This window comes from Weissella soli (assembly GCF_001761545.1).
Taxonomy (GTDB): Bacteria; Bacillota; Bacilli; order Lactobacillales; family Lactobacillaceae; genus Weissella; species Weissella soli.
Window position 1 is genome coordinate 1,433,692 of record NZ_CP017326.1, and the last position, 20,169, is coordinate 1,453,860.

Consider the following 20,169-nt stretch of genomic DNA (forward strand, 5'->3'; position numbering starts at 1 on the left):
ACTTTCCTGATTATGGAAGTGATTAACGAGGATGATTGTTTTGAACACTTAGGTTGGGTAACCCTCTTTGTTTACCACGTTGCCAGATTAACAATGTCGCCATTTGCGCCTGATTAGAGGATATCTGATCAGGGCTTGCCACATAACTTACTATATTATTAGTTACATTGATTGCCGACATCGAGCCACCTGCAGTAATATTTGTATCTGTCATTGCTAGCACTGGTGCACGCTTACTTTTAGTTTCGAAACGGTTACCCATAATTGCGACGTTTGAAGTGTTTTTGAACGCTTGCCGGGAATAAAGACTAATCCAACTCCCAGGTACAGCATCACTCCTAAAGACATTATTAGCAATAATTAAATGGTTAACGGGCAAAAAATGTAACACACCAGAATAGTGATTCAATTGTGTTTGGCCGTTGACCTTAACCCAGATTCTCTGAGCAATACTATCGGAAACGGTATTATTAATAAATGAAATATTAGTAGCTGAACGCCCCATATTAGAGGTATATGCATGTGCGCCCAACGGGTTCTGGCCAATGGTGTATCGTCCATTAGCTAGCCTTGCCTTCCCAAAAGTCGAATTTGAAATAGTGATATCTGCCGGAAAGTTTAGTTGTTGCGCTAAACTGACAAAATTTGGTACTAACCTGATCATCATCGCTTGATCATGCTGTCCAAATGAACTATTTAACCGACCGTAATCCAACTGAATTGCTTCTGACGTCGCAATATGTGATTCACTTTTACGGTCGAAATTACTACCGTTGCCATAGCCCAAAAATTGGTTGTGATCTAACAAGATTTTTTCAGATCCATTAATGTCAAAGGCATGATTATTATATAAGATAGCTGTTTTGAAACGCATATTTGCAAACTTCATATCATGTCCATGAAACAATGTAAACCGAGCTGAGTAATTAGACCCGTCACCCAAAAATTGCCCACCCTGCCAAGCAAAATTGTTGATACCACCGTCGTTTGACGACTTCGAAACGCCTAAGAATGAAACATTTGTAGTTAAATCAATTCGCGTATTACTTTCCATTTGGATGGTGGTATAACTAGGCAAATATATCGGCAAATAATTTTGGTGGTTTCCTATAAGAAAACGTCCTTGCGGGAATTTAATCGTGATTGGTAATTTAGATGTACTATGCATCCGTGCATAATTCATCAATTTAACAAAGGCATCAGTATCATCGCTATTGTCATTTGGTCGCATGTCAGCAATCTCATTATTAGTTGCATCAATATGTGTGTAGACTGCATCACGATTGCCATTGTTAGTAATGGTTTTAGTGGTGGCTATAAGGATCAGTATCGCACTAGCTATGATGATGGTTATTTTCCACAACCACTTCATCTATTCACCCCCAAAAACTAATTATAAGGTATTGTACTCTGCGTCTATGATTGATCGATATCAATAAAATAACGTTCCTGATGCAGTTCAGTAACAAGTCGTTTTAGTGGTGTATGATAGGTTTTCTCAAGCTCTGCATGCGTTAAGGTTGCGAAAACATCAACCGAATTATGCCGCACGAGCCAAAATTGTTGCCCTAACATTAAGGCTAAATTCACATCATGAACAACTACCACTACTGGCTTTTCCCGTCCTAATTTTTTGAGATATTTTACTAAAATTGCTTGATACGCAATATCTAGCGCATTGAAGGGTTCATCCAGCAGATAACCAGTTGCCACTTGTTGTAACGCATAGACTAACCAAACACGCTGCTTTTGACCACCAGAAAGTGTGCCAAGACGTTGCGATAAGAGGGCCTGTACCCCAAACGTCTGCACTAAGGTTTGGTATGCATCTTGACCAATACGCGCGGTGACTAAATCTAAAATTTCTTGCACAGTTAAATCTTCATCAAAAACAGCATTAGTTTGTGGTAAGTAGCGCAAATTCAGCCGATCCGTGGCATGTAAAGTTCGTAATAACTGGGTTTTACCAACCCCATTTTCCCCCAAGACAATTGTCACACCACCTGCGAGATGCAATGCCGGTGTCGTAATCAATACACGCTGTCCGGCTGTAACTGTGAGGTCTGTCCAATTAAATTCTTCTTTTTGCATAAATTATTCCTCGCATCACTAATAACACACCCACGGCTGTTAGTTGAATGACATCAGCACTCGGTAACTGACGACTACCCAGCATATGCGCGCTTAAGATATCACCAACATTAAAAATAGTCATACCCAGCAATACGGAAAGGCCTAGTCGTCGGTACATTGGCCGGTGCCAAAGCATGCCAAGCATAAATTGCATCATCACCCCAACAAATAACACACTCCCTAAGACACTAGCAGCACTACCCGCTAACACCCCAGCGATGAGTAAACTTTGCCACCTGATACGATCAACCGCTAACGGTAATTGCTGCAGTTGTACCTCAGGCAAGGCTAGGAAGCGTAACTTTGGATAATAACTACTCAATACCAAGCCACTCAGGGTCAGGATACCCAATAAAAATATAATATCTAACCAGGTCACACTACCGAGCGTGACCCCGCGCATACCATCACCTGATGCGATGATATGGGTCATTGCCAAAAAGAAGATTGCCGTCGCTAAACCACTTAGGATCAGTGAACGCCCATACAATTGATGAATATTTTGCAGGTGACTGATCACGAACATCATTAATCCGCCGGCAACGGCCCCAATGATGACACGGTCATTCGCCAAGTCAGGGACAATCACAATACTTAATAGTACCAAAAAGTATGGCCCATCCATTAGCCCTAGATTGGCTGCATCAATCATTTTTTCTTGGAACACAATTTGCACTAACCAACTGCTGATCGCTACCATGCTGCCAACGAGTAACGCGGCCAGCATGCGTGGCAATCTAATTTGTGAAATAATCAGCCACTCTTGCTGGCCATTTGGCCAAAATAATGCTAAGCCACAACTAACAAAAAGGGCGCCAACTAATGTGGCTAGCCCTAATTTTTTATATTTATTTATTTGCTTCATCGATCCATGCCTTTATTTGCTGATATGTCTGCTGGACGTGATCATTTGCACTAGGTGAAAACTTTGGTGCATGCCCATCATAAACCTGATGCTTTTGAACAGCCGGCAGTCTTGGCCAAATACCTGTTTTAAATTCGTTATTAAATTGTTGTTGCACAATTTCAGGCATGGCGTGAGCTATCCGAATGATCACCTGCGGCTTAGCTTTTAAAATCGTTTCTGAATTTAAAAGCATATACGCCGATTTTTGATCGTCTTGAATAAGTCGACCACCTGCCCGCACGACTAAATCACCAACATAACTTTGTGACGTTGCGACCATACTCTGACCACCAGGCATACCCAACAATACTAAAACTGAGACAGGATGCTTAGGATGCACGGTGGGTATCGTTAATTTTTGCACCAACTGCCGGGCTTGTGCGGTGCGCTTAAATAACTTACCAAAATGCAAAATAGCTTTATTTTGCTTAGCAGCTGTTCCCATGTCAACACCGACGACCCGAATTTTGTGGGCCCGTAGTTTAGGCCGATAATCTGAGACTAAACTAGCATCAACGTACACAACGTCTGGTTGCAAACTGATTATCTTTTCAAAGTTGGGCGTCACATGATCCCCAACTTTTGGTAGCTTTTTTTGACTCGCTGCTAATGTGGCCGTGGTCGTAGGAACACCAACCACCGGAATATCTAACTTAGCAAAAATATCTGCCAACCCAACTGTGGTAACCACCACCCGTTGCTGGGCTTGTCTGGCAATCATTTGTGGTCGTAACAACCATGTACTACCCGCAATGATGATAATCACGATGGCACCCAGCCAAATTCGCCAATACCGTTTAAACATGATGCCTATACCACCAAATACCGCCGCCGATAGCCCCAATGGCCACGACGCCAATGCCGATTGAAGCTGTGATTTTATTCATTTTTTGCTGCTTAGTTTGCTGCGACGTGTTTTTTTGTTGCGCTACCGTCGGCTTACTAGTGCCTGATTTCTTTTTTGATGAAGCCCGGCTTGTAGTGCCCTTTTTTGCAGTCTGCTTGGCGGTCTTAGTGACCTTTTTGCTGGAACTGCTTGTCTGATTGGTAGCAGCTTTTGCTGTCCTTTGCGCTTGGCTAGTTGATTTTGTTGCTGAACGGCTAGTTGACTTAGACGTTGCTTGCGTTGTAGCCGTACTTGCTTTGGTATTTTGGACCGTAGACGCGCTCGTAACTGCTGAAGTTTGCCGGCTCACACTTGAACTAGCAATCTCTGGCACACCACCAGCGTTTATCACGACGCCAAACCCATAGGTGTGATGATAATTGATGCTATTGATGTCAACTTGCATGCTACCATTCAGCCGGTTAACCAGATTGGCTGTCGTAAATGAAAACGCGTAGTAGTGCCGTCCACCGGTCGCCCATTTTGAAACACTTGGTTGTTGCCCGGCAATATTTAAAATTTTGACCGGATACGCCCCTAATGAATCAGCCGTACTAATTGTCATGGTTACGCGATATTGTTGGCCGGCGATCGCAATCTTGGCTGGTTGCGTAAAGTAACTATTGGCAACTGATGTACTTGAACTACCTGCCTGTTCAACCACGTAACTGGCTGTATAGTCAGCGTAGGCAGGCTTACTAAACATCAACGCAAAGACAAGCGCACAGCTCGTTAGTAAAATACGGACAATTTTCATCTTAGTTGCCTCGGCGTCGGTTCAACTTTACTGCTGCGAAAATACCCGCGATGGCCATCAATAATGTAACGCCCAAAACACTCACTCGGCTGGCAGCCGTGGTTGGTAAGGCATTGTCAGATGATGATGATGATGCAGTTTCAGAACTGTCAGCGGATGCTGTGTTAGCCTTGGCACTAGTAGCTTGATTAACCACCCCTGCTGCTGATGTTGATGATGTCGTTGCATTCTTTGCAGGAGTGGCCACTGGGGTCGTTGCTCCCGTTGTACTAATCGCCTTGAACTGCAAATAGACTGCATAGTCGTTGTCTTCGATACCGTCAACCTTAACATGAATTTGTTGTGCAATTAATGCATTCAAATCATCCAATGCAGCAACGTTAAATGAATATGTTAACAAATGTCCATCCATGCCATTACTAGTATAGGCTGCTTCAGAAACAATCTTTTCACCATGAGTGTTACCAGATGCCAAAGTAAAAGTGGTTGCTGGTTGGCTTGGTTCAAATACTTGGACGGAAACTGTATAAGTCCCATCCGCATTTTGAACGTAAGTTGCTTCCTTGGTGTAGAAATCATTTGCCGCTGAGACACTCTGCTTGTCGGCTTGCAACACTGAGTACGCTAACGTGTTGTTAACCTTAGCTGCGGTACTTGTAGCAGTGGTATTATCCGTAGCTGTTTTATCACTTGTGGCAGTGGCCACTGATGATGAAGAACTGACACTAGCTGATGTCGCGCTTGAAGAAACCGTTGGTGTCTCGACTAAATCGGCCATTCCTGATTGAATGGTGACCAAGACCGTATGGTGCATTTGTCCATAAGGACCAGCATCAACCGTCAATGAAACCGAGTGCGTTGATCCATTTGTCAAAGTATTAGCCGGCAGATCAACCGTCCAAGTACCACTCTGAGTACTCTCACCATTTTTAGTCCCAGTCATCGCCTTGCCATCAAAGGTCATATTAGGTACGGCTGTAAACATGCTACTTTGTGATAAAGTGACCGTAGCGACATCATCTTTGACTGAAATAGCAACTGGTGTCACACCGGTAGTCGCATCACCACCCCACATGCTGGCCATAGTACTTGCCGTACCAGTGCCGGTGCCGGTAGTATTATCAGTCTTCTCAATAAATGCACTCGCTGCATAGTCACCGTCAGGCATGACCTTAGTTGCCGTTGTAGCAGCTGATACCACAGTCTGTGGCACGATGATGGTTGAGCTAACAACAGTGCTCGTCCCAACAAGTGTCAACGTTGCAAGGACAGCAGCCGACTTAGAAATAAAATTCATAATATACCCCTTAAATACCCTAAAAATTTGTTCTATAATTCACTAACTAAGTGTACTTTATAACAAACTACTTTGCAAAAATCGATTTTTAAGTTTTTAGCAAAAAAAGTTTCACTGTTTCTTCACAAAAAACACACATTACCATTAGGTCACTAACCATCCCTATCGGTTTCATTTTCTGATATACTTAATCGAGAATGTAGAAGAATCAGGAGTCCCCAAATGGCACTATATAAAGTTGGTAGCATCGTGAATACACATGGTATCCGTGGTGAAGTTCGCGTCATCGCTACAACAGATTTCCCCGAAGAACGTTTTGTTAAAGGTAAGGAACTGGTCATCGATGGCAAGACACCGACCAAAGTTACTATTGCAACGGTACGTCCACATAAGCAATTCATCTTGTTAAGCTTTGTTGATTTGCAAAATATTAACCTCGTTGAGCAATTTAAGGGCCATGATTTGCAGGTCGCTGACGCTGATCTACAAGACTTGGATGATGATGAATACTATTACCATGACATTGTTGGATTAACCGTGATTAATAATGAAGACAACAGTGAACTTGGTTCTGTCAAAGAAATTTTGCAGCTACCCGCCAACGACGTTTGGGTGGTTGGCAGCAAAGGTAAGGATGACTTATACCTGCCCTTCACCGAACAAGTCGTCACTGAGATTGATTTGGAAGCTAAAACGGCCCATGTAAATCTACTTGAGGAAGTGTAATATGCGAATTGATGTCCTAAGTATTTTCCCTAATATGTTTGCGCCGATGCGTGAGTCAATTATGGGCAAAGTCATCGAACGCGGCTTAGTCGAGTTTAACGTCATTGATTTTCGTGACTATACCGATAATAAGCATAACAATGTTGATGATGTCGTGTACGGCGGTGGCCAGGGCATGTTACTTATGCCCCAACCCATTTTTGATGCGATGGCCCATGTAGAGGCCGAAGCCGGTAATCGTGGGCGGGTCATCCTCCTCGATCCAGCGGGCAAGACTTTCAATCAAGCCATGGCAGAGGAGTTAGCGCATGAAGAACATCTGACCTTCATTGCCGGTCACTATGAAGGTTATGACGAACGCATTCGAGAATTAGTCACTGATGAAATCTCAATCGGCGATTTCGTACTAACTGGTGGTGAATTAGGCGCGATGACTGTGATCGATGCAACCGTTCGCTTGTTAGACGAAGCATTGGGAGATGAAATGTCCGCCGTTGATGACTCGTTTTCAACTGGTTTGTTAGAGTATCCTCAATATACGCGTCCGGCTGATTTCCGTGGCCTGAAAGTACCAGATGTCTTACTCAGTGGGCATCATGCCAATATTGATCGTTGGCGCAAAAAAGAATCCCTACGACGCACCTATCATCGGCGCCCGGATTTGCTTGAAAACTATGCCTTCACTCCAGAAGAGCATAAATTACTTAATGAAATTAAAGCTGAAGAAAAAGAATAACTTTGTACGACAACTTTCTAATAAGTTGTCGTTTTTTATTTGGCCAGACTATTAACCGCTGAAGGGCACATAAAAAGCAGTTGCTAGCAAGCAACTGCTTTTTAATTAATCTTGCACATGTAAGGTCGTTGTGCCGGTGTAGCTACCTGTGAATTTTGCTTCATAAGTACCCGTTGTTAAGTGTGGTGGTACAAAGAAAGTACCTGACGAAACTGATTGTCCCGCCTGTACGAAACGACCCTCGGCTGCTAACTGGTGAACCAACCAACGTAAAGCATTCATTGGATTATCAAGTACTTCAGTTGAAGCACCTGCTGCAACACTCACCCCATCTAGGAGTAAATCAACTTGCACTTGTGCCAAATCTGAGGGTGTCAAAGTAGCCCCGTCTACCCGATTGCCTAATTCGATATAGCCGCCAACTGCTGTATCACTGACAACCAGATACTTATTGAGACTAGGAAACCAATCTTTAAACCGTGCGTCTGGCACCTCAATTGCGCCACTAACCCAACTATTAGCTAACAATTCCTCATCAGTCATTGTGGCATATAAATCGGTCTTGGCGGTGAAGCCGATTTCCACTTCAATTAGCGGTTCATTCATCGTCGCCAGCGAAACCGTTGCATCATTTTCTAACACATGATCCGCCACTTGTTCGCCATAGAGTGGCGTATCAGAATCAAACATTTGTTGCGTAGTCACGCTAGTTAACGAAATCTTATATCCCTTTACTGGTTGGACCTTCATCGCAACTAATGCTGCTTGCACCTTGTACCCAGTAGCAGTGTCATTGACAACATCGTCCCAGGCAGTCATATCTAGTGGCTGATTGGTCGTATAAGCTGTATATAATGCCTGCAGTAGTTCTTGCTGACGTGCATCAAATCCCAGATGTCATAATATGATCCTCTTTTTCTTTTCTTTGCTTTTTAAAAAATTAATCTAATGGTACATCGACTGTCCAACCAAATGTATCGGCTGAATCACCAAACTGCAAACTAGTTAAACGATCGTACAACTTTTGTGTCCATGGACCAACTTCAGTCTCTGAATAAAAGACATGCTTTTCACCATTATGTGTGATTGAGCCAACTGGACTAATCACGGCTGCTGTACCCATTGCGCCAGCTTCGGCAAATACATCCAAGTCTTCGATTGAAATGACTGTTTCTTCAGCCTTTAAGCCCACCTCTTCGGCCACTTCAAGCAAAGAATACTTGGTCACTGAAGGTAAGATTGAAGGTGACTTAGGCGTCAAGAAACGACCATCTTTTGTAATACCAAAGAAATTGGCTGATCCTAATTCTTCAATATACTTATGCTCACGAGGATCCAAGTACACGACGTCCGAGAAACCATTGCGATGCGCCCGATCCCCAGGCAACATTGAAGCACCATAATTACCGGCTGCCTTGGCCTGGCCAGTACCACCGTAGGCTGCCCGATCAAACTGATCGGTGACGTAGGCAGTTGGGGTGAGGCCACCCTTGTAGTAGGCACCCACTGGGGTAGCATATACTTCGAAAACATATTCATCAGCAGGATGAACGCCCACGACTGGCCCATTTCCAAACATGAATGGTCGCAGATACAACGTCGCCCCCGATCCATAAGGCGGTACAAAATCTTGCAGTTCCTTAACCACAGCCTTCAAAGCATCAACAAATTGATCTTCTGGTAAGGGCGCCATCAGCAACCGCGCAGCTGAGCGATTGAAGCGTGCAGCGTTCATATCTGGACGGAAAAGATTGATGCCCCCATCCTTACGACGATAGGCTTTCAAACCTTCAAAAATGTTTTGACCATAATGAAGCCCGGTCGCCGCTTCATGTACTTTGATTTCTGGATCGGTCTCCAAGGCACCGGCTGACCAGACATCGTCTTTGAAATATGCTCGGTACCGCTTAGGTAGTTCGTGATATTCAAACCCAAGATCATTCCAATTAAAATCTGATGGTTGTGCTGCTGTCATTGCTATTTCCTCCCTTAATACAAAACATGTTAGCTATGTTGATGCCATAAGTTAAATTTCTTTTTCGTTGATTGATGTCATTATCACACCCTTAAAATTAAAAGTCAATGCGTTTATGAGACTATTCTCATAAAAAAATCAAGGATATGATTTAAACGACTTCAAGGAACAAATCTCCCTTTTTCGCCAAACCAACCATTTTCAAAACATAGTAATAAACAACCGATAAGACAGCTGGAATTACCACACCAAAGGCCATTAAAGTCCAAAACAACTTAGGAGTCGATAACAAAGCAATTGGGGCAATAAATCCATTTAATCCTAAGCCGGCGATAGTATATGGTACTTGGAAATCAAAATATACGACGGCGACGACGGCGTTAACGGCTGCAATCACAGCGGGTCCCACGTACAACAAAGGACTCTTCAACAAATTCGGAAATTGAATCTTCGGTGTGCCCAGCAAAGTTGCCATCCGAGCACCCCAATTATTCTGGGCCCAAGCCATCGCCGTGTACATGGCAAAGGCCGAAGCAGTTCCAATCAAAGCCGCACCACTCGACATCGGATCCAACATAACGGCGATTGCCAGTGCCGCTGAAGAGGCTGGCGTCATCAAGAATGTTAACCAAGCAAATGACACGACAGCAGCTCCTAGAACTGGGCTAATCTTCATGGTTTCTGCCAAAGCTTCTGAAATGCTATTCAAGAGTGGTGTGGTTACTGTGGCGGCTCCCAGACCAAAAATTGAACCACCAAGGGTTGCTGCTAGGGGGACCAACAACATATCGAGTGGCGTTTTCCCAGTCAACCATTTCCCAATCAATGCAGCAACTAACCCCGCTAACACAGCTGAAACCGGTTGCCCAGCAGTTTGCACCAAAGAGCCTGCTGGTAATTGGGCGGCAGTCGCTTGCCAGCCAGTTGCCGTGTGACCTGACTTGATAGCTACATCAGTAAAGTAAACGGCATTTGAGCCGACGTGTGCTGCGATCATGGCTGCACCAATCGTCAAGATATTGGTACGTAGCATATAGGCAATCCCGACACCCAAAGCTGGTGCTAACAACTTTTGGCCGATTTGACCGCTATCAACCAATGCTTGGCCGAAATTAGTCACGCCAAAATTCATCAAGATTTGACCGATAGAACCCATCAACAGCCCCATCCCCAAGACCGCCAAAATGACGTTTGAAATCCCTTGGGAAACTGAGAAGACCCAGTCTTTCATCGTCATGGTCTCTTCCGGACGCGTCAATTGACCTTGCCCTGGTAACAACACCTCTTCTTCCGAACGATCTTCATGCGGGGCGGCCTTGGTAGCGGCCTCCGCTTTCTCTTGTGACGTCATCCGTCGCTTCTCTTCCTCTGTCATAAACCAATCCTCCTAGATATAGAAAAAGGCATACCCATCACGAGTGATGGGTATGCCTAAACATATACTTCATCACCAACCCCCATTATGTAGTGGCTGGTCACATCAAAATATGATTAGCCACCTAGATAATAATCAAGACGTTGCTAATCAAAATAATGTTTGCGTTGTACATTGCTGATGAAGTCATAATGTTATTTTCCTTTGCTTTTCGTTGGACTTATTATGCCAGGTATAAAATACACTGTCAACACTTTTATTAAAATAAACTCATTTAAGGCTCATTTAAATTAAAATATCCTCACCGGAAATTCCATTGTTGCTCCGGTGTTTTAGCCCAATAAAAAAATCTCTGAACAACAAGTGTGCAGAGATTTTCTCATGCTTGGTTAAGCCTTAAATTTGACCAAAACTATCATTGGCGATTGCAGGGAAAATCGTAATAATCCGCTCTAGTTGTGCAGCATCCAGCTTCAATTCAATCACTGGTGACAGTGTATTGATGACATCTTCAGCGCGATCAGAAACTTCCACGGCTCCCACTAACAAACCATCTTTGTTCTTAATGATGGCGTTAAAGCCCTTTTCATTTTTAACTTGACGGTACCAATCTTGTGAAATGTCATGTTCAGCGACATCATACAAATCAGGGTTAGCCAATGCATCATCCAAAGTCACACCAACCGCAGCAATACGTGGTGATGTAAAGGTTGTGTGTGGAATGACTGGGTAATCGATGGCATCCGTAGTATCACCAGCAAATTGATGCATCAAGTACGTTGACTCAAAGACTGCTGTTGGTGTCAAACGAGGTTGAGTCTTATCAATCACATCCCCAGAAGCATAGATTGATGGCACAGACGTTTGCAAGTGATCATTGACCACGATACCACGCTCATTAAATTCAACACCAATTTCTTCGAGACCCATGTTTTGAACGTTAGGAACACGACCAGTCGCATCCAAAACCCACTCAGCATCAAACGAACCAAGATCAGTTTCAACGGTGACACCCTCACTGGTACGCTTAAATTCAGCCACTTCAGCATTGGTCACAAACTTGACACCACGTGCCTTCAAGTCTGCTACAACAAACTCAACATACTTTGCTGGGAATTGACGTAGCGCACGGTCATGTCGCATGATAACAGTGACATCAGCCCCTGCTGCGTTAGCCATGGTGGCAAATTCCATTCCCACGTAACCAGCACCAACAACAACCAATGACTTTGGCATCACTGGCAAATTCATGAACTCTTCTGAATCATGGGCCAATTCAGTACCAGGAACGTCCAAACGGTGTGGCCGCAAACCAGTAGCAATCACAATCTTTTCAGCAGTGTAAGCCACACCGTTGACATGAACCGTGTGCTCATCAAACAAGTGACCACGACCACCCAACACTTGAATGCCATGGCTAGTAATGAAGCCTTCAATCATGTCAGGCAAGTCCTTGATAACGTCATGCTTGTGAGCCACTGCAGCTGACCAATCAATTGGTGCTTGCTTGTGACCCGTCAAGGCTTCTTGTTGTCGTTGTACAACCACGGGATCGTCCAAGGCAATCTTTGGGTTGCAGCCACGATTTGGGCATGTTCCTCCAATTTCAGCAAATTCAACAACACCAACCTTAACACCGCGTGCAGCCAATGGGATCGCTCCATCGAACGTTCCATGACCAGCACCAATGTATAACACATCAAAATCATATTTTGTCATAAGTTTTATTGTGCACTTTCCGAAAAGTGCCCTCCTCTTTTAATGACTCTATTTTAACACGCTAAGCAACTTAAGATACGACACAACTATTGCATCAGAATTGAAAAATGTGGCCAACCAAACTTTTATTTAAATTCCATACAAAAAAACCAACAAATCACCGTAGTCATTTGTTGGTTTTTTCAAAACATATTTAAAACCTAAAGTCAGCAAGAATATCCGCTAAACTGATTTGTGCCATCTCATTTTCAGCAGCTCGCTGAACCTTCAGATAGGCATTTGTCAGTGCACCTTGAATATTTTTACCTACTGGACAACCCAGATTAGTTTTCTCGTCCACATGTAAGAGTGACGTTTTTTCAACTGCTTGATAAACATCAAGCAATGAAATGTCTGCTAAAGCACGTGTTAAAGTCGGCGCAGCCTTCCCTCGGTTAGTTTGGATTAAATTTGCATTCGCTAAATCTGACATCAAACTCCGAATCACCACTGGATTAGTTTGAACACTAGCGGCAATCGCATTGCTCGATAAATCGCCATCAGCAAAAACATGGATAAATAACAAGATATGAGTTGCATCACTTAGTTTCGTAGAATAGCGCATGTTTTACTTCCTCTTTAATAGTAACAACCGCTCATTGTATCAGTAAAATACGTCCGTTGCAACTATTAAAGATGAAAATCGATTAGCGTTGCACTAATTCTTGCACCGCTTGCGTTAAACTAAGGGGCTCGCGACCTAGTACTTTAGCTAAGTCGTCAGTCGTATATGACAATACACCGGCTGCGATATCTTGTTGTAGTTGCCAATTAATCTTTTCAAAAACATCAGGATGTTCTGACAATACAACTGGTTGATCGATAACTTTGACTGTACGACCACTCACACTTGAGATAGCTTGTGCTAAGTCAGCATATGTTTGTGCGCGGCCACCAAACTCATAAATCTTTTGTGGTTGTTCAGCCGTCAAAAGTTTGGCAGCAGCTTCGCCGTATTCACGATTTAGGGCCCAACCAATTTTAGCGTCGCCCACGGGATTACTAAAATCTTCACCAGCTAAAGCCTTTTTAATCAAATCTAATTCATTTTCCAAGTACCAATTGTTACGCGCAATTGCGTAGGCAAGCCCAGACGTTGCGATATACGTTTCAGTATTAGCATGGTCTTCTGCCAAAAATGTCTTATTTTGATCAGCTTCGGTTAATGACGTATAAACGATGAAAGTAACCCCAGCGGCCTTCGCAGCATCAATGACATTACGATGTTGATCGAAACGAGATACCTCGCCGCCAGGAACTCCTGATACCAACAATAACTTATCAACACCAGCTAAAGCCGTTGTCAAAGTTTCTGGTTTAGTATAATCTGCCTGACGAACGGTGACACCCAATGCTTCAAACTCTGGTGCCCGTTGTAAATCACGGACACCCACGATCACGTCTTCAGCCGTCACATCTTTTAGTAAATTACTCAACGCGGCCCGACCAAGACGTCCCGTAACACCTGTCAAAAAATACTTTGTCATTCTAATCTCCCTATAGCATCAAGAATATTTGTCGCTGATTACAATTGGTGCAATGCTTACTTGATAATTGCAAAACCAGCAGTCCAGCTGATCTTTTCAGCTGCAGCCAAGCTAATTTGCAAGAATCCAAAGGCTTCCAACTCACGAGCGCGCTTCAATGAACCAGCATCGATGAATTCCAATCCGCTACCAGCTAAAGCTGCTGTAACTGACTTCTTTGCTTCTGCATCATCACCTGCCAACAAAACAGTAGTAGGTTGTACACCACCAACTTGCTTAGTAGCCAATGTAGCTGCGAAAGTTGTGTTGAATGCCTTAACGATCTTGCTTTCTGGCAACTTTTGTGCGATTTCTGCGGCAGCTGAACTGTCTGCAGGAACTACCAAGTCGTCAAAAGTTTCAAAGTTAACTGGATTAGTAATATCAATCACAATCTTACCTTGAAGAGCTTCACCGTAAGTGCTAATGATTCTTTCAACAGCACCATATGGTACGGCCAAAACAACGATTTCACCCAATGCATCGACTGTTTCTGTCTCTGTTACGTATGCGACGTTGTTACCGGCTGCGGCGAAATTTTCACCGATTGCTGATCCCATGTTACCTTGTCCAAAAACTGTTACGTTTGCCATGTGTAAATTCCTCTTTTTCATTAATTAAATTTCTTTCATGAAGTATCATAACACTCACACTAAACACATGTCAACACAAAAGTTACAAGTTGATAGGGTTAATCATTTTGCCTGCCTACTTGATATATTATACAGTAGCCAATCGCCAACACATTGGGCTACAAACGTTGTTCTAAAGGACTTTTCTGTCCTAACAACATCCGTTCAATCTCGCGACTAAATTGCGTTCGTGAGAGTGGCCGCAACTTTCTAAAATATGGCAAGATGGTTAACTGTGCCAACACCAAGCCGGGTAGATACGAACTAAAACGCGCCTTATCAAAAATGATTCCTGGGTAGACCAGATAGGCCTGTTCTGCGAGCCGTTGCTGCATATCCTGCTCAACTGCCCGTTTCGCTTTTAAATACGGTTTCATGAAAAATGGGCCGGCATTCGCAGATATGAATAAGAATTTGACCTTTGGCTCATTTACTAACACATCCATAATATTTTTTGCCGGTGCATAGCTACTATTTTGATAAGTCTGTTTTTTAAGCGGATTGGGCAACAAAATACCCACGGCATCAATGACCCAGTCTGCATCGTGCACAATTGATTGCCACTCCTGTGGTCGGGCTAAATCAACGGCATGATAAATTGTTTGGTCACCAGCCTCCCCTTGGTGAGGATGTCGTGATAAGCTATGTACTTCAAATTTTTCTGGTAATAACTGCTCAATGATCCCTTGACCAACAAATCCCGTCCCACCAGCAATAACAACTTTAATTTTCATAAACTCTCCATCCATTACGTTGAATGTCTTCCATGATACACCACCCTTAAAAATATGCGACATAAAACCCCGAAAGTTATGACTACTTTCGGGGTTTCGTTATCGTACTATTTTTTAGTAATTAATGTGTCGGTCGCTTTATTGCACACCAAATGAATTCAAAGGTGTTTTGGTGTCACTAGTCATTGGTGGTAACTCAATGTCCACCAATTGAACTTGGACCTTTTCAGCAATCCGACGAACTTCTTCAATCGCCAACTGGTGATTGCGTTCCGCTAACGCTTCTTCGCGTGCGATTCGTGCTGTTTCCAACGCTTCAGCAGTTGCTTCAGGGTCTGGAACGGGTTTGTCTTCTGCGATTGGCTCCGTTGGTTGCGCGGTGCTCTTCCTCGGCGTTTCAATCACCGGCGCCACTTCTTCTGGCTCTGTCACGTCGACAAATTCAACAATGTGACCGTCTGACGCATCTGTCAGCTCGGCACCTTCTGAAGTGAGTGGCGTTGCGCTAGGTGTAACTTCCACCTCAGCATCCTCAATCACAGTTGCCGCGCTGTCGTGCGCAACGACTGGTGCCAAATTGGCTAAATCAGCCTCAGCAATCCTAGTTTTATCAAATAAGACTGCTTTAATGGCCTCTTCAATTGATGCATAGGATAACACCGCTTGATTGTCTGACAGGTTCAAGCGAGCAGATGCCTTCATAAAACTTTCGAGTTCACTCAAAAGTCCTTGGTCTTGCTCAGGATCAAGTGTCAATTGAACATTAAATGGTTCACTCATGCTCCTTCTCCCCTAATGGTTTTGACTAGTCTTGAATCAAATCAACATAGAAACCACGAACATTGGCAGTTTCTGGTTGATCGAACCGGTAAACCATTTCAACCCGGTTTTCAAAGGCTTCGGCGTTAACCCAATTAGCACCACCACCGGTAATAATCAAGGCAGCCAAGGTGTTAAATTCGATACCCGCGTGGTTGATGTTATCCAACAAGTTGTTAACATAACGATTGATCTCACGTTGGAAAACATCTGAGAAGTCACGTTCTTTACCGATACCAACACGCATCACATAATTTTGCTTAATTAACATGTCTTGAATCTTGCTGTGGTTGTTACGGTTAGGATTAGTGACACCCTCAGCCGTAATTGCACGAACTAAGTTGTCAATCAAGACATCAGCACCCTTGTTTTCTTGGATATTAAAGTCACGCAACAAAGCCATACCGTCTTCCGTAACACGGTAAACGTCAAAGACCATGGTACCACCACCGAAGTCTAATACGGCGACAGTTTCACCAAAATCCAATTCGTAGGTCTTAGCGAACAAAGCTGCCGTACCGTAACTTTGAGGACGCACCTCAACATCAGTCACATTAAAAGTCAATGTCTCACCATCGATAGTGAGTACATGCTTACCGCGTAACCAAGCATATGATTCACCCTTTTCGCCACCATTACGTGGATCCAAGTAGTGCGCCGTTGGCATCCCTGTTTCAATTGCCAAGTCAGTGACTTTAGTTGCATCATCCTTAGCGTTTTGTTCCTTTACATATGAAGCAACTGCTGCCAAAACCAAGTTCTTGAACAATGGATCATCATAACGCGTGAAGTCAGTCCCCTTAGTTTCTTGAACGTTTGCCCCAAAGGCAGCTAGGTTTTCACCCCATAGGAAGGGCGCATTATTAGTTTCATCTGTTTGATATAATGAATAGTTCTTTAATTTAGTATCGTCAACCATACTTTCAATGGTATCGTACTTGACCAAAGCAGCTGGATAAATGGCTACGTCGGAATTGTCACCAAGAATCTTGACTTGCTTATTTCCAACGTCAACACCTAATTGAGTAATTTTTTTAGCCATCTGAATGGGTCCTCCGTATTTATTGTCATATATTCATTATACCGAACTAAACCCTAAAAGAATAGTGAGAAACACGACAATTAAAGCCTTGGTAGTTGACAAACGTTTCCTTTTCTTCATTAAATAGCAAATTGGAAATGGTTAAGGAGCTACAAAAAAACCGTGTGAAATATTAATTTCACACGGTTTAATCTAATAATAAATGCCGTCGGTGGGGGTCGAACCCACACTCCCTTGCGGGAACGGGATTTTGAGTCCCGCGCGTCTGCCAATTCCGCCACAACGGCAATAAATAAATCATGATATGAAGTATGCATTTTACTGCAATGCCGTCGGTGGGGGTCGAACCCACACTCCCTTGCGGGAACGGGATTTTGAGTCCCGCGCGTCTGCCAATTCCGCCACAACGGCAAAACATATCATGATTTATTTAATTATATAGAGGGCGATAGATGGGATTCGAACCCACGCGTGCCGGAACCACAAACCGGTGTGTTAACCCCTTCACCACTACCGCCATTATATAAAGCAGGGATAGAGGGAATCGAACCCCCGCTAACGGTTTTGGAGACCGCTGTACTACCTCTATACTATATCCCTATCGATGTAAGATTTATATTAAATTTTACAATGGCGCGGGACGGAATCGAACCGCCGACACTACGAGCTTCAATCGTATGCTCTACCAACTGAGCTACCGAGCCATTAACGGTCACAACGGGGTTCGAACCCGTGATCTCCTGCGTGACAGGCAGGCGTCCTAACCAACTGGACCATGCGACCAATGGACGTTACAGGGATCGAACCTGTGACCCCCTGCTTGTAAGGCAGGTGCTCTCCCAGCTGAGCTAAACGTCCATGTTGTTTAATTCGTCGTTACCTGTCGCAACAACAAGATTTATTATACGGAATCTTTGTTTAGTTTGCAACCCTTTTTTGTATTTCTATTTCATTTCAACCAAACACCCCCGTATAACCGCATTTCAAAGCCCTGAATTTACTTTAAGTTCACCAATATGACAATTTAATTTCAAAAAACACCGCCCGGATTGCTCGCCAGTTGAGACATCCTCCATCAATATATCATCTCTTTTTTACTATATGCTGTCCCGTACCCCGTCCGCGTGATAACTTCATTTGACATCGATTAAGGCAGGTGCCTCGCCTATCCATTTGCACACCCTTTATATTTCCCGTATAATAGCATACGTTGGAAATTTTGGTAGTGTAGCCAAGTGGTAAGGCATCGGTCTGCAAAACCGTGATCGCCGGTTCGATCCCGGTCACTACCTCTCAAAAAAATAACCCCCTGAGTTTTTACTCAGGGGGTTATTTTTTATATTCTATAATACTGCCTGCCAAGCAGTGTACATAGCATCCCCATTATATTGACGGGCCTTCGTATAAGCTGCCGTACTAGCTGCTAGCCACATAGCTTCATCATTAAAAAGGGCTATTACTCGCTGGGCCATCTGATTCACTGAACCAGATGGTACCACATAGCCATCACTGCCATCCGTGACCAGTTTTTTGGCACCATAGTTAATATCATATGTTACCACTGGTACACCGTGCGCAAATGCCTCAACTAAGTTCATCCCAAATCCTTCACCAAGCGATGTTTGCACCAATACTTGCGCTGTATTCAACACCGCATTCACCCGGCCATAATCGCCGTATGCAGTAAAGATCACTTGGTCAGTCACACCTAACTCTTGTGCGAGTCTATCCAGGTTACTACGAATCTCAGTATTAGCAGCATACCCGATCAACTCCAGCGTGGCATCTGGCACAACGGTCCGTACCTTAGCTAAGACCTTAATCGCGTCTTCTGGGCGTTTTTCTGGACTCAATCGACCAACATATGCTATCCGATGCCGAACGCGCTCAGTCAGTCCGGTTAATGGCTGCGCTAATATGGCATTATCGACATACGTATCAGGAGCCGCTTTGAACGTTGCCTTAGGGAAACGCAACTTCAGATCTCGGGCTTGTTCAGCCGTTGGTGTAAAGATGGCCTTAAAATCCATGGCGCGTTCTTCTAGCACCACTCGATAAGCATCATACAGCTTGCCCCTTTGTGGATGGGCAACATCCGGTGTGTGTATGTCATGCAAATACGCATACTTATTAGTCGTACCCGCGATATCCGCCACCACCCGATCTAATGAACGACGGTCTGAAATAAAATTAGACCCTGGATTTTGATTGGCTAAATCACTTAAGAAAAAGGTGAACAAGGCGTCTTGTGAATCAAAACGAATGTTGCGCCCTTGAAAATTAAGTAATTTCCACATGGTAGGATAACGCGTACCATTCACATCCATATGGATAATTTCTAGTACCGGTGTACCGGCTAAATTCAAAAACTGTTGCACTGCCAGGCTACCGTCAGGATTAAAATAATCGACTGATGACTTGAAACCACGCCAGTCAAAATTTTCACGAACAGTGGTATTGCCAGCCGCATCATAATAAATGATTTCGTTGACCAAGCCGACGGTTGCTGGCATTACCGTGATCTTGGCCATTTCACGACCCGCATGGTTAATGGTTGAATAATTCGGTCCATGCCCCACAATATGGTACTCGGCCAATGGAATTTGATCAAGTAGGCGCAATGCTTGTTCCTTCCGTGTGACATTAGTCACGCCTTGGAAGTAATCATACATATTTAACACTTGTGACATATCTAGATCAACTGCGGCGACATCACGATGCAAAAATCGGTTATAGTTACGCGTCACATAAATCGCGCCCTGCCCATGTTCATTAAACAGCTTCGTTCGTTTGGCTTGTCCATGCTCTGTACCTGAGTTAAACGTAAAAATATTTTCACTAACAAAATAATTCATTCTCTAACCCC

General features: G+C 43.8%; 19 protein-coding genes and 8 tRNA genes. 3 read left to right on the forward strand and 24 right to left on the reverse strand.

The features are described 5' to 3' along the window. Positions 1 to 22: 22 nt before the first annotated feature. From WSWS_RS06945 to WSWS_RS06970, 6 genes are read right to left on the reverse strand one after another with little or no spacing between them, the layout of a single operon-like run. Entirely contained in the window at positions 23 to 1,372 is a 1,350-nt protein-coding gene (locus WSWS_RS06945; protein ID WP_070230586.1) for a hypothetical protein, read from the reverse strand. Between the two features lie 44 nt (positions 1,373 to 1,416). Further along, entirely contained in the window at positions 1,417 to 2,091 is a 675-nt protein-coding gene (locus WSWS_RS06950) for an ATP-binding cassette domain-containing protein (protein ID WP_070230587.1), read from the reverse strand. Next, positions 2,072 to 2,998 (reverse strand): iron chelate uptake ABC transporter family permease subunit, encoded by a 927-nt coding sequence (locus WSWS_RS06955; RefSeq protein WP_070230588.1) that lies wholly within the window; start codon positions 2,996 to 2,998, stop codon positions 2,072 to 2,074. Before WSWS_RS06955 ends, WSWS_RS06950 begins: the two co-directional genes overlap by 20 nt. Continuing rightward, positions 2,982 to 3,845 (reverse strand): ABC transporter substrate-binding protein, encoded by an 864-nt coding sequence (locus WSWS_RS06960; protein WP_070230589.1) that lies wholly within the window; start codon positions 3,843 to 3,845, stop codon positions 2,982 to 2,984. The genes WSWS_RS06955 and WSWS_RS06960 overlap by 17 nt, the downstream gene beginning before the upstream one ends. Then, entirely contained in the window at positions 3,838 to 4,683 is an 846-nt protein-coding gene (locus tag WSWS_RS06965) for an NEAT domain-containing protein (protein WP_070230590.1), read from the reverse strand. The genes WSWS_RS06960 and WSWS_RS06965 overlap by 8 nt, the downstream gene beginning before the upstream one ends. Position 4,684: 1 nt before the next feature. After that, complete coding sequence (locus tag WSWS_RS06970) at positions 4,685 to 5,980, reverse strand: hypothetical protein (protein WP_070230591.1); 1,296 nt, start codon at positions 5,978 to 5,980, stop codon at positions 4,685 to 4,687. A gap of 222 nt (positions 5,981 to 6,202) precedes the next feature. Here WSWS_RS06970 and rimM point away from each other — a divergent pair, with 222 nt between their 5' ends. Together rimM and trmD are read left to right on the forward strand one after the other, a co-directional pair. Then, on the forward strand, positions 6,203 to 6,706 hold the full coding sequence (rimM, locus tag WSWS_RS06975; RefSeq protein WP_070230592.1) for a ribosome maturation factor RimM: 504 nt from the start codon (positions 6,203 to 6,205) through the stop codon (positions 6,704 to 6,706). Position 6,707: 1 nt separating this feature from the next. Beyond that, positions 6,708 to 7,442, forward strand: coding sequence for a tRNA (guanosine(37)-N1)-methyltransferase TrmD (gene trmD, locus WSWS_RS06980; RefSeq protein WP_070230593.1), 735 nt, complete (start codon positions 6,708 to 6,710; stop codon positions 7,440 to 7,442). Positions 7,443 to 7,547: 105 nt separating this feature from the next. Here the strand turns inward: trmD and WSWS_RS06985 are convergent, their stop codons facing one another. From WSWS_RS06985 to WSWS_RS07065, 17 genes are all read right to left on the reverse strand, one after another. Beyond that, on the reverse strand, positions 7,548 to 8,261 hold the full coding sequence (locus tag WSWS_RS06985) for a 2-keto-4-pentenoate hydratase (protein WP_236151162.1): 714 nt from the start codon (positions 8,259 to 8,261) through the stop codon (positions 7,548 to 7,550). A 121-nt stretch (positions 8,262 to 8,382) separates the two neighbouring features. Further along, the gene (locus tag WSWS_RS06990) at positions 8,383 to 9,417 is read right to left on the reverse strand and encodes a branched-chain amino acid aminotransferase (RefSeq protein WP_181777847.1); all 1,035 of its coding nucleotides are present in this window, start codon (positions 9,415 to 9,417) and stop codon (positions 8,383 to 8,385) included. A 151-nt stretch (positions 9,418 to 9,568) separates the two neighbouring features. After that, entirely contained in the window at positions 9,569 to 10,792 is a 1,224-nt protein-coding gene (locus tag WSWS_RS06995; protein WP_236151163.1) for a PTS sugar transporter subunit IIC, read from the reverse strand. Positions 10,793 to 11,188: 396 nt separating this feature from the next. Further along, positions 11,189 to 12,511, reverse strand: a complete 1,323-nt coding sequence (locus WSWS_RS07000; RefSeq protein WP_070230596.1) for a dihydrolipoyl dehydrogenase family protein — start codon at positions 12,509 to 12,511, stop codon at positions 11,189 to 11,191. Between the two features lie 193 nt (positions 12,512 to 12,704). Then, positions 12,705 to 13,115 (reverse strand): Rrf2 family transcriptional regulator, encoded by a 411-nt coding sequence (locus tag WSWS_RS07005; RefSeq protein WP_070230597.1) that lies wholly within the window; start codon positions 13,113 to 13,115, stop codon positions 12,705 to 12,707. Positions 13,116 to 13,197: 82 nt separating this feature from the next. Beyond that, positions 13,198 to 14,037 carry an SDR family oxidoreductase gene (locus WSWS_RS07010; RefSeq protein WP_070230598.1) on the reverse strand — a complete coding sequence of 280 codons (840 nt, stop codon included), beginning with the start codon at positions 14,035 to 14,037 and terminating at the stop codon, positions 13,198 to 13,200. Positions 14,038 to 14,093: 56 nt separating this feature from the next. Next, positions 14,094 to 14,669 (reverse strand): NADPH-dependent F420 reductase, encoded by a 576-nt coding sequence (locus WSWS_RS07015; RefSeq protein ID WP_070230599.1) that lies wholly within the window; start codon positions 14,667 to 14,669, stop codon positions 14,094 to 14,096. 158 nt (positions 14,670 to 14,827) lie between these two features. Beyond that, on the reverse strand, positions 14,828 to 15,442 hold the full coding sequence (locus WSWS_RS07020; protein WP_237342584.1) for an SDR family oxidoreductase: 615 nt from the start codon (positions 15,440 to 15,442) through the stop codon (positions 14,828 to 14,830). Positions 15,443 to 15,580: 138 nt separating this feature from the next. Then, positions 15,581 to 16,222: a hypothetical protein gene (locus WSWS_RS07025; RefSeq protein ID WP_070230601.1), complete on the reverse strand. Its 642-nt coding sequence runs from the start codon at positions 16,220 to 16,222 to the stop codon at positions 15,581 to 15,583. Between the two features lie 25 nt (positions 16,223 to 16,247). Further along, positions 16,248 to 17,303, reverse strand: coding sequence for a ParM/StbA family protein (locus WSWS_RS07030; RefSeq protein ID WP_070230602.1), 1,056 nt, complete (start codon positions 17,301 to 17,303; stop codon positions 16,248 to 16,250). Positions 17,304 to 17,506: 203 nt separating this feature from the next. After that, positions 17,507 to 17,590: transfer RNA gene (locus WSWS_RS07035), tRNA-Leu, on the reverse strand. A gap of 40 nt (positions 17,591 to 17,630) precedes the next feature. Beyond that, positions 17,631 to 17,714: transfer RNA gene (locus WSWS_RS07040), tRNA-Leu, on the reverse strand. A 33-nt stretch (positions 17,715 to 17,747) separates the two neighbouring features. After that, positions 17,748 to 17,820 (reverse strand) — tRNA-His (locus tag WSWS_RS07045). 12 nt (positions 17,821 to 17,832) lie between these two features. Beyond that, a tRNA-Trp gene (locus tag WSWS_RS07050) sits at positions 17,833 to 17,903 on the reverse strand. A 31-nt stretch (positions 17,904 to 17,934) separates the two neighbouring features. Next, positions 17,935 to 18,007: transfer RNA gene (locus tag WSWS_RS07055), tRNA-Phe, on the reverse strand. A 5-nt stretch (positions 18,008 to 18,012) separates the two neighbouring features. Next, positions 18,013 to 18,086: transfer RNA gene (locus tag WSWS_RS07060), tRNA-Asp, on the reverse strand. Between the two features lie 2 nt (positions 18,087 to 18,088). Continuing rightward, positions 18,089 to 18,161 (reverse strand) — tRNA-Val (locus tag WSWS_RS07065). 363 nt (positions 18,162 to 18,524) lie between these two features. Between WSWS_RS07065 and WSWS_RS07070 the strand changes: the two genes are divergently transcribed. Then, positions 18,525 to 18,595 (forward strand) — tRNA-Cys (locus tag WSWS_RS07070). Positions 18,596 to 18,646: 51 nt separating this feature from the next. On the opposite strand, the gene WSWS_RS07075 is transcribed toward WSWS_RS07070, so the two are convergent. After that, complete coding sequence (locus WSWS_RS07075; RefSeq protein ID WP_070230603.1) at positions 18,647 to 20,158, reverse strand: glycosyltransferase; 1,512 nt, start codon at positions 20,156 to 20,158, stop codon at positions 18,647 to 18,649. Positions 20,159 to 20,169 lie beyond the last annotated feature (11 nt).

Excerpts from the sequence above, each read along its gene's own strand:
- WSWS_RS06945 (WP_070230586.1), bottom strand. The coding sequence starts at position 1,372 with ATGAAGTGGTTGTGGAAAATAACCATCATCATAGCTAGTGCGATACTG.
- WSWS_RS06950 (WP_070230587.1), bottom strand. The coding sequence starts at position 2,091 with ATGCAAAAAGAAGAATTTAATTGGACAGACCTCACAGTTACAGCCGGA.
- WSWS_RS06955 (WP_070230588.1), bottom strand. The coding sequence starts at position 2,998 with ATGAAGCAAATAAATAAATATAAAAAATTAGGGCTAGCCACATTAGTT.
- WSWS_RS06960 (WP_070230589.1), bottom strand. The coding sequence starts at position 3,845 with ATGTTTAAACGGTATTGGCGAATTTGGCTGGGTGCCATCGTGATTATC.
- WSWS_RS06965 (WP_070230590.1), bottom strand. The coding sequence starts at position 4,683 with ATGAAAATTGTCCGTATTTTACTAACGAGCTGTGCGCTTGTCTTTGCG.
- WSWS_RS06970 (WP_070230591.1), bottom strand. The coding sequence starts at position 5,980 with ATGAATTTTATTTCTAAGTCGGCTGCTGTCCTTGCAACGTTGACACTT.
- rimM (WP_070230592.1), top strand. The coding sequence starts at position 6,203 with ATGGCACTATATAAAGTTGGTAGCATCGTGAATACACATGGTATCCGT.
- trmD (WP_070230593.1), top strand. The coding sequence starts at position 6,708 with ATGCGAATTGATGTCCTAAGTATTTTCCCTAATATGTTTGCGCCGATG.
- WSWS_RS06985 (WP_236151162.1), bottom strand. The coding sequence starts at position 8,261 with ATGACTGCCTGGGACGATGTTGTCAATGACACTGCTACTGGGTACAAG.
- WSWS_RS06990 (WP_181777847.1), bottom strand. The coding sequence starts at position 9,417 with ATGACAGCAGCACAACCATCAGATTTTAATTGGAATGATCTTGGGTTT.
- WSWS_RS06995 (WP_236151163.1), bottom strand. The coding sequence starts at position 10,792 with ATGACAGAGGAAGAGAAGCGACGGATGACGTCACAAGAGAAAGCGGAG.
- WSWS_RS07000 (WP_070230596.1), bottom strand. The coding sequence starts at position 12,511 with ATGACAAAATATGATTTTGATGTGTTATACATTGGTGCTGGTCATGGA.
- WSWS_RS07005 (WP_070230597.1), bottom strand. The coding sequence starts at position 13,115 with ATGCGCTATTCTACGAAACTAAGTGATGCAACTCATATCTTGTTATTT.
- WSWS_RS07010 (WP_070230598.1), bottom strand. The coding sequence starts at position 14,037 with ATGACAAAGTATTTTTTGACAGGTGTTACGGGACGTCTTGGTCGGGCC.
- WSWS_RS07015 (WP_070230599.1), bottom strand. The coding sequence starts at position 14,669 with ATGGCAAACGTAACAGTTTTTGGACAAGGTAACATGGGATCAGCAATC.
- WSWS_RS07020 (WP_237342584.1), bottom strand. The coding sequence starts at position 15,442 with ATGAAAATTAAAGTTGTTATTGCTGGTGGGACGGGATTTGTTGGTCAA.
- WSWS_RS07025 (WP_070230601.1), bottom strand. The coding sequence starts at position 16,222 with ATGAGTGAACCATTTAATGTTCAATTGACACTTGATCCTGAGCAAGAC.
- WSWS_RS07030 (WP_070230602.1), bottom strand. The coding sequence starts at position 17,303 with ATGGCTAAAAAAATTACTCAATTAGGTGTTGACGTTGGAAATAAGCAA.
- WSWS_RS07075 (WP_070230603.1), bottom strand. The coding sequence starts at position 20,158 with ATGAATTATTTTGTTAGTGAAAATATTTTTACGTTTAACTCAGGTACA.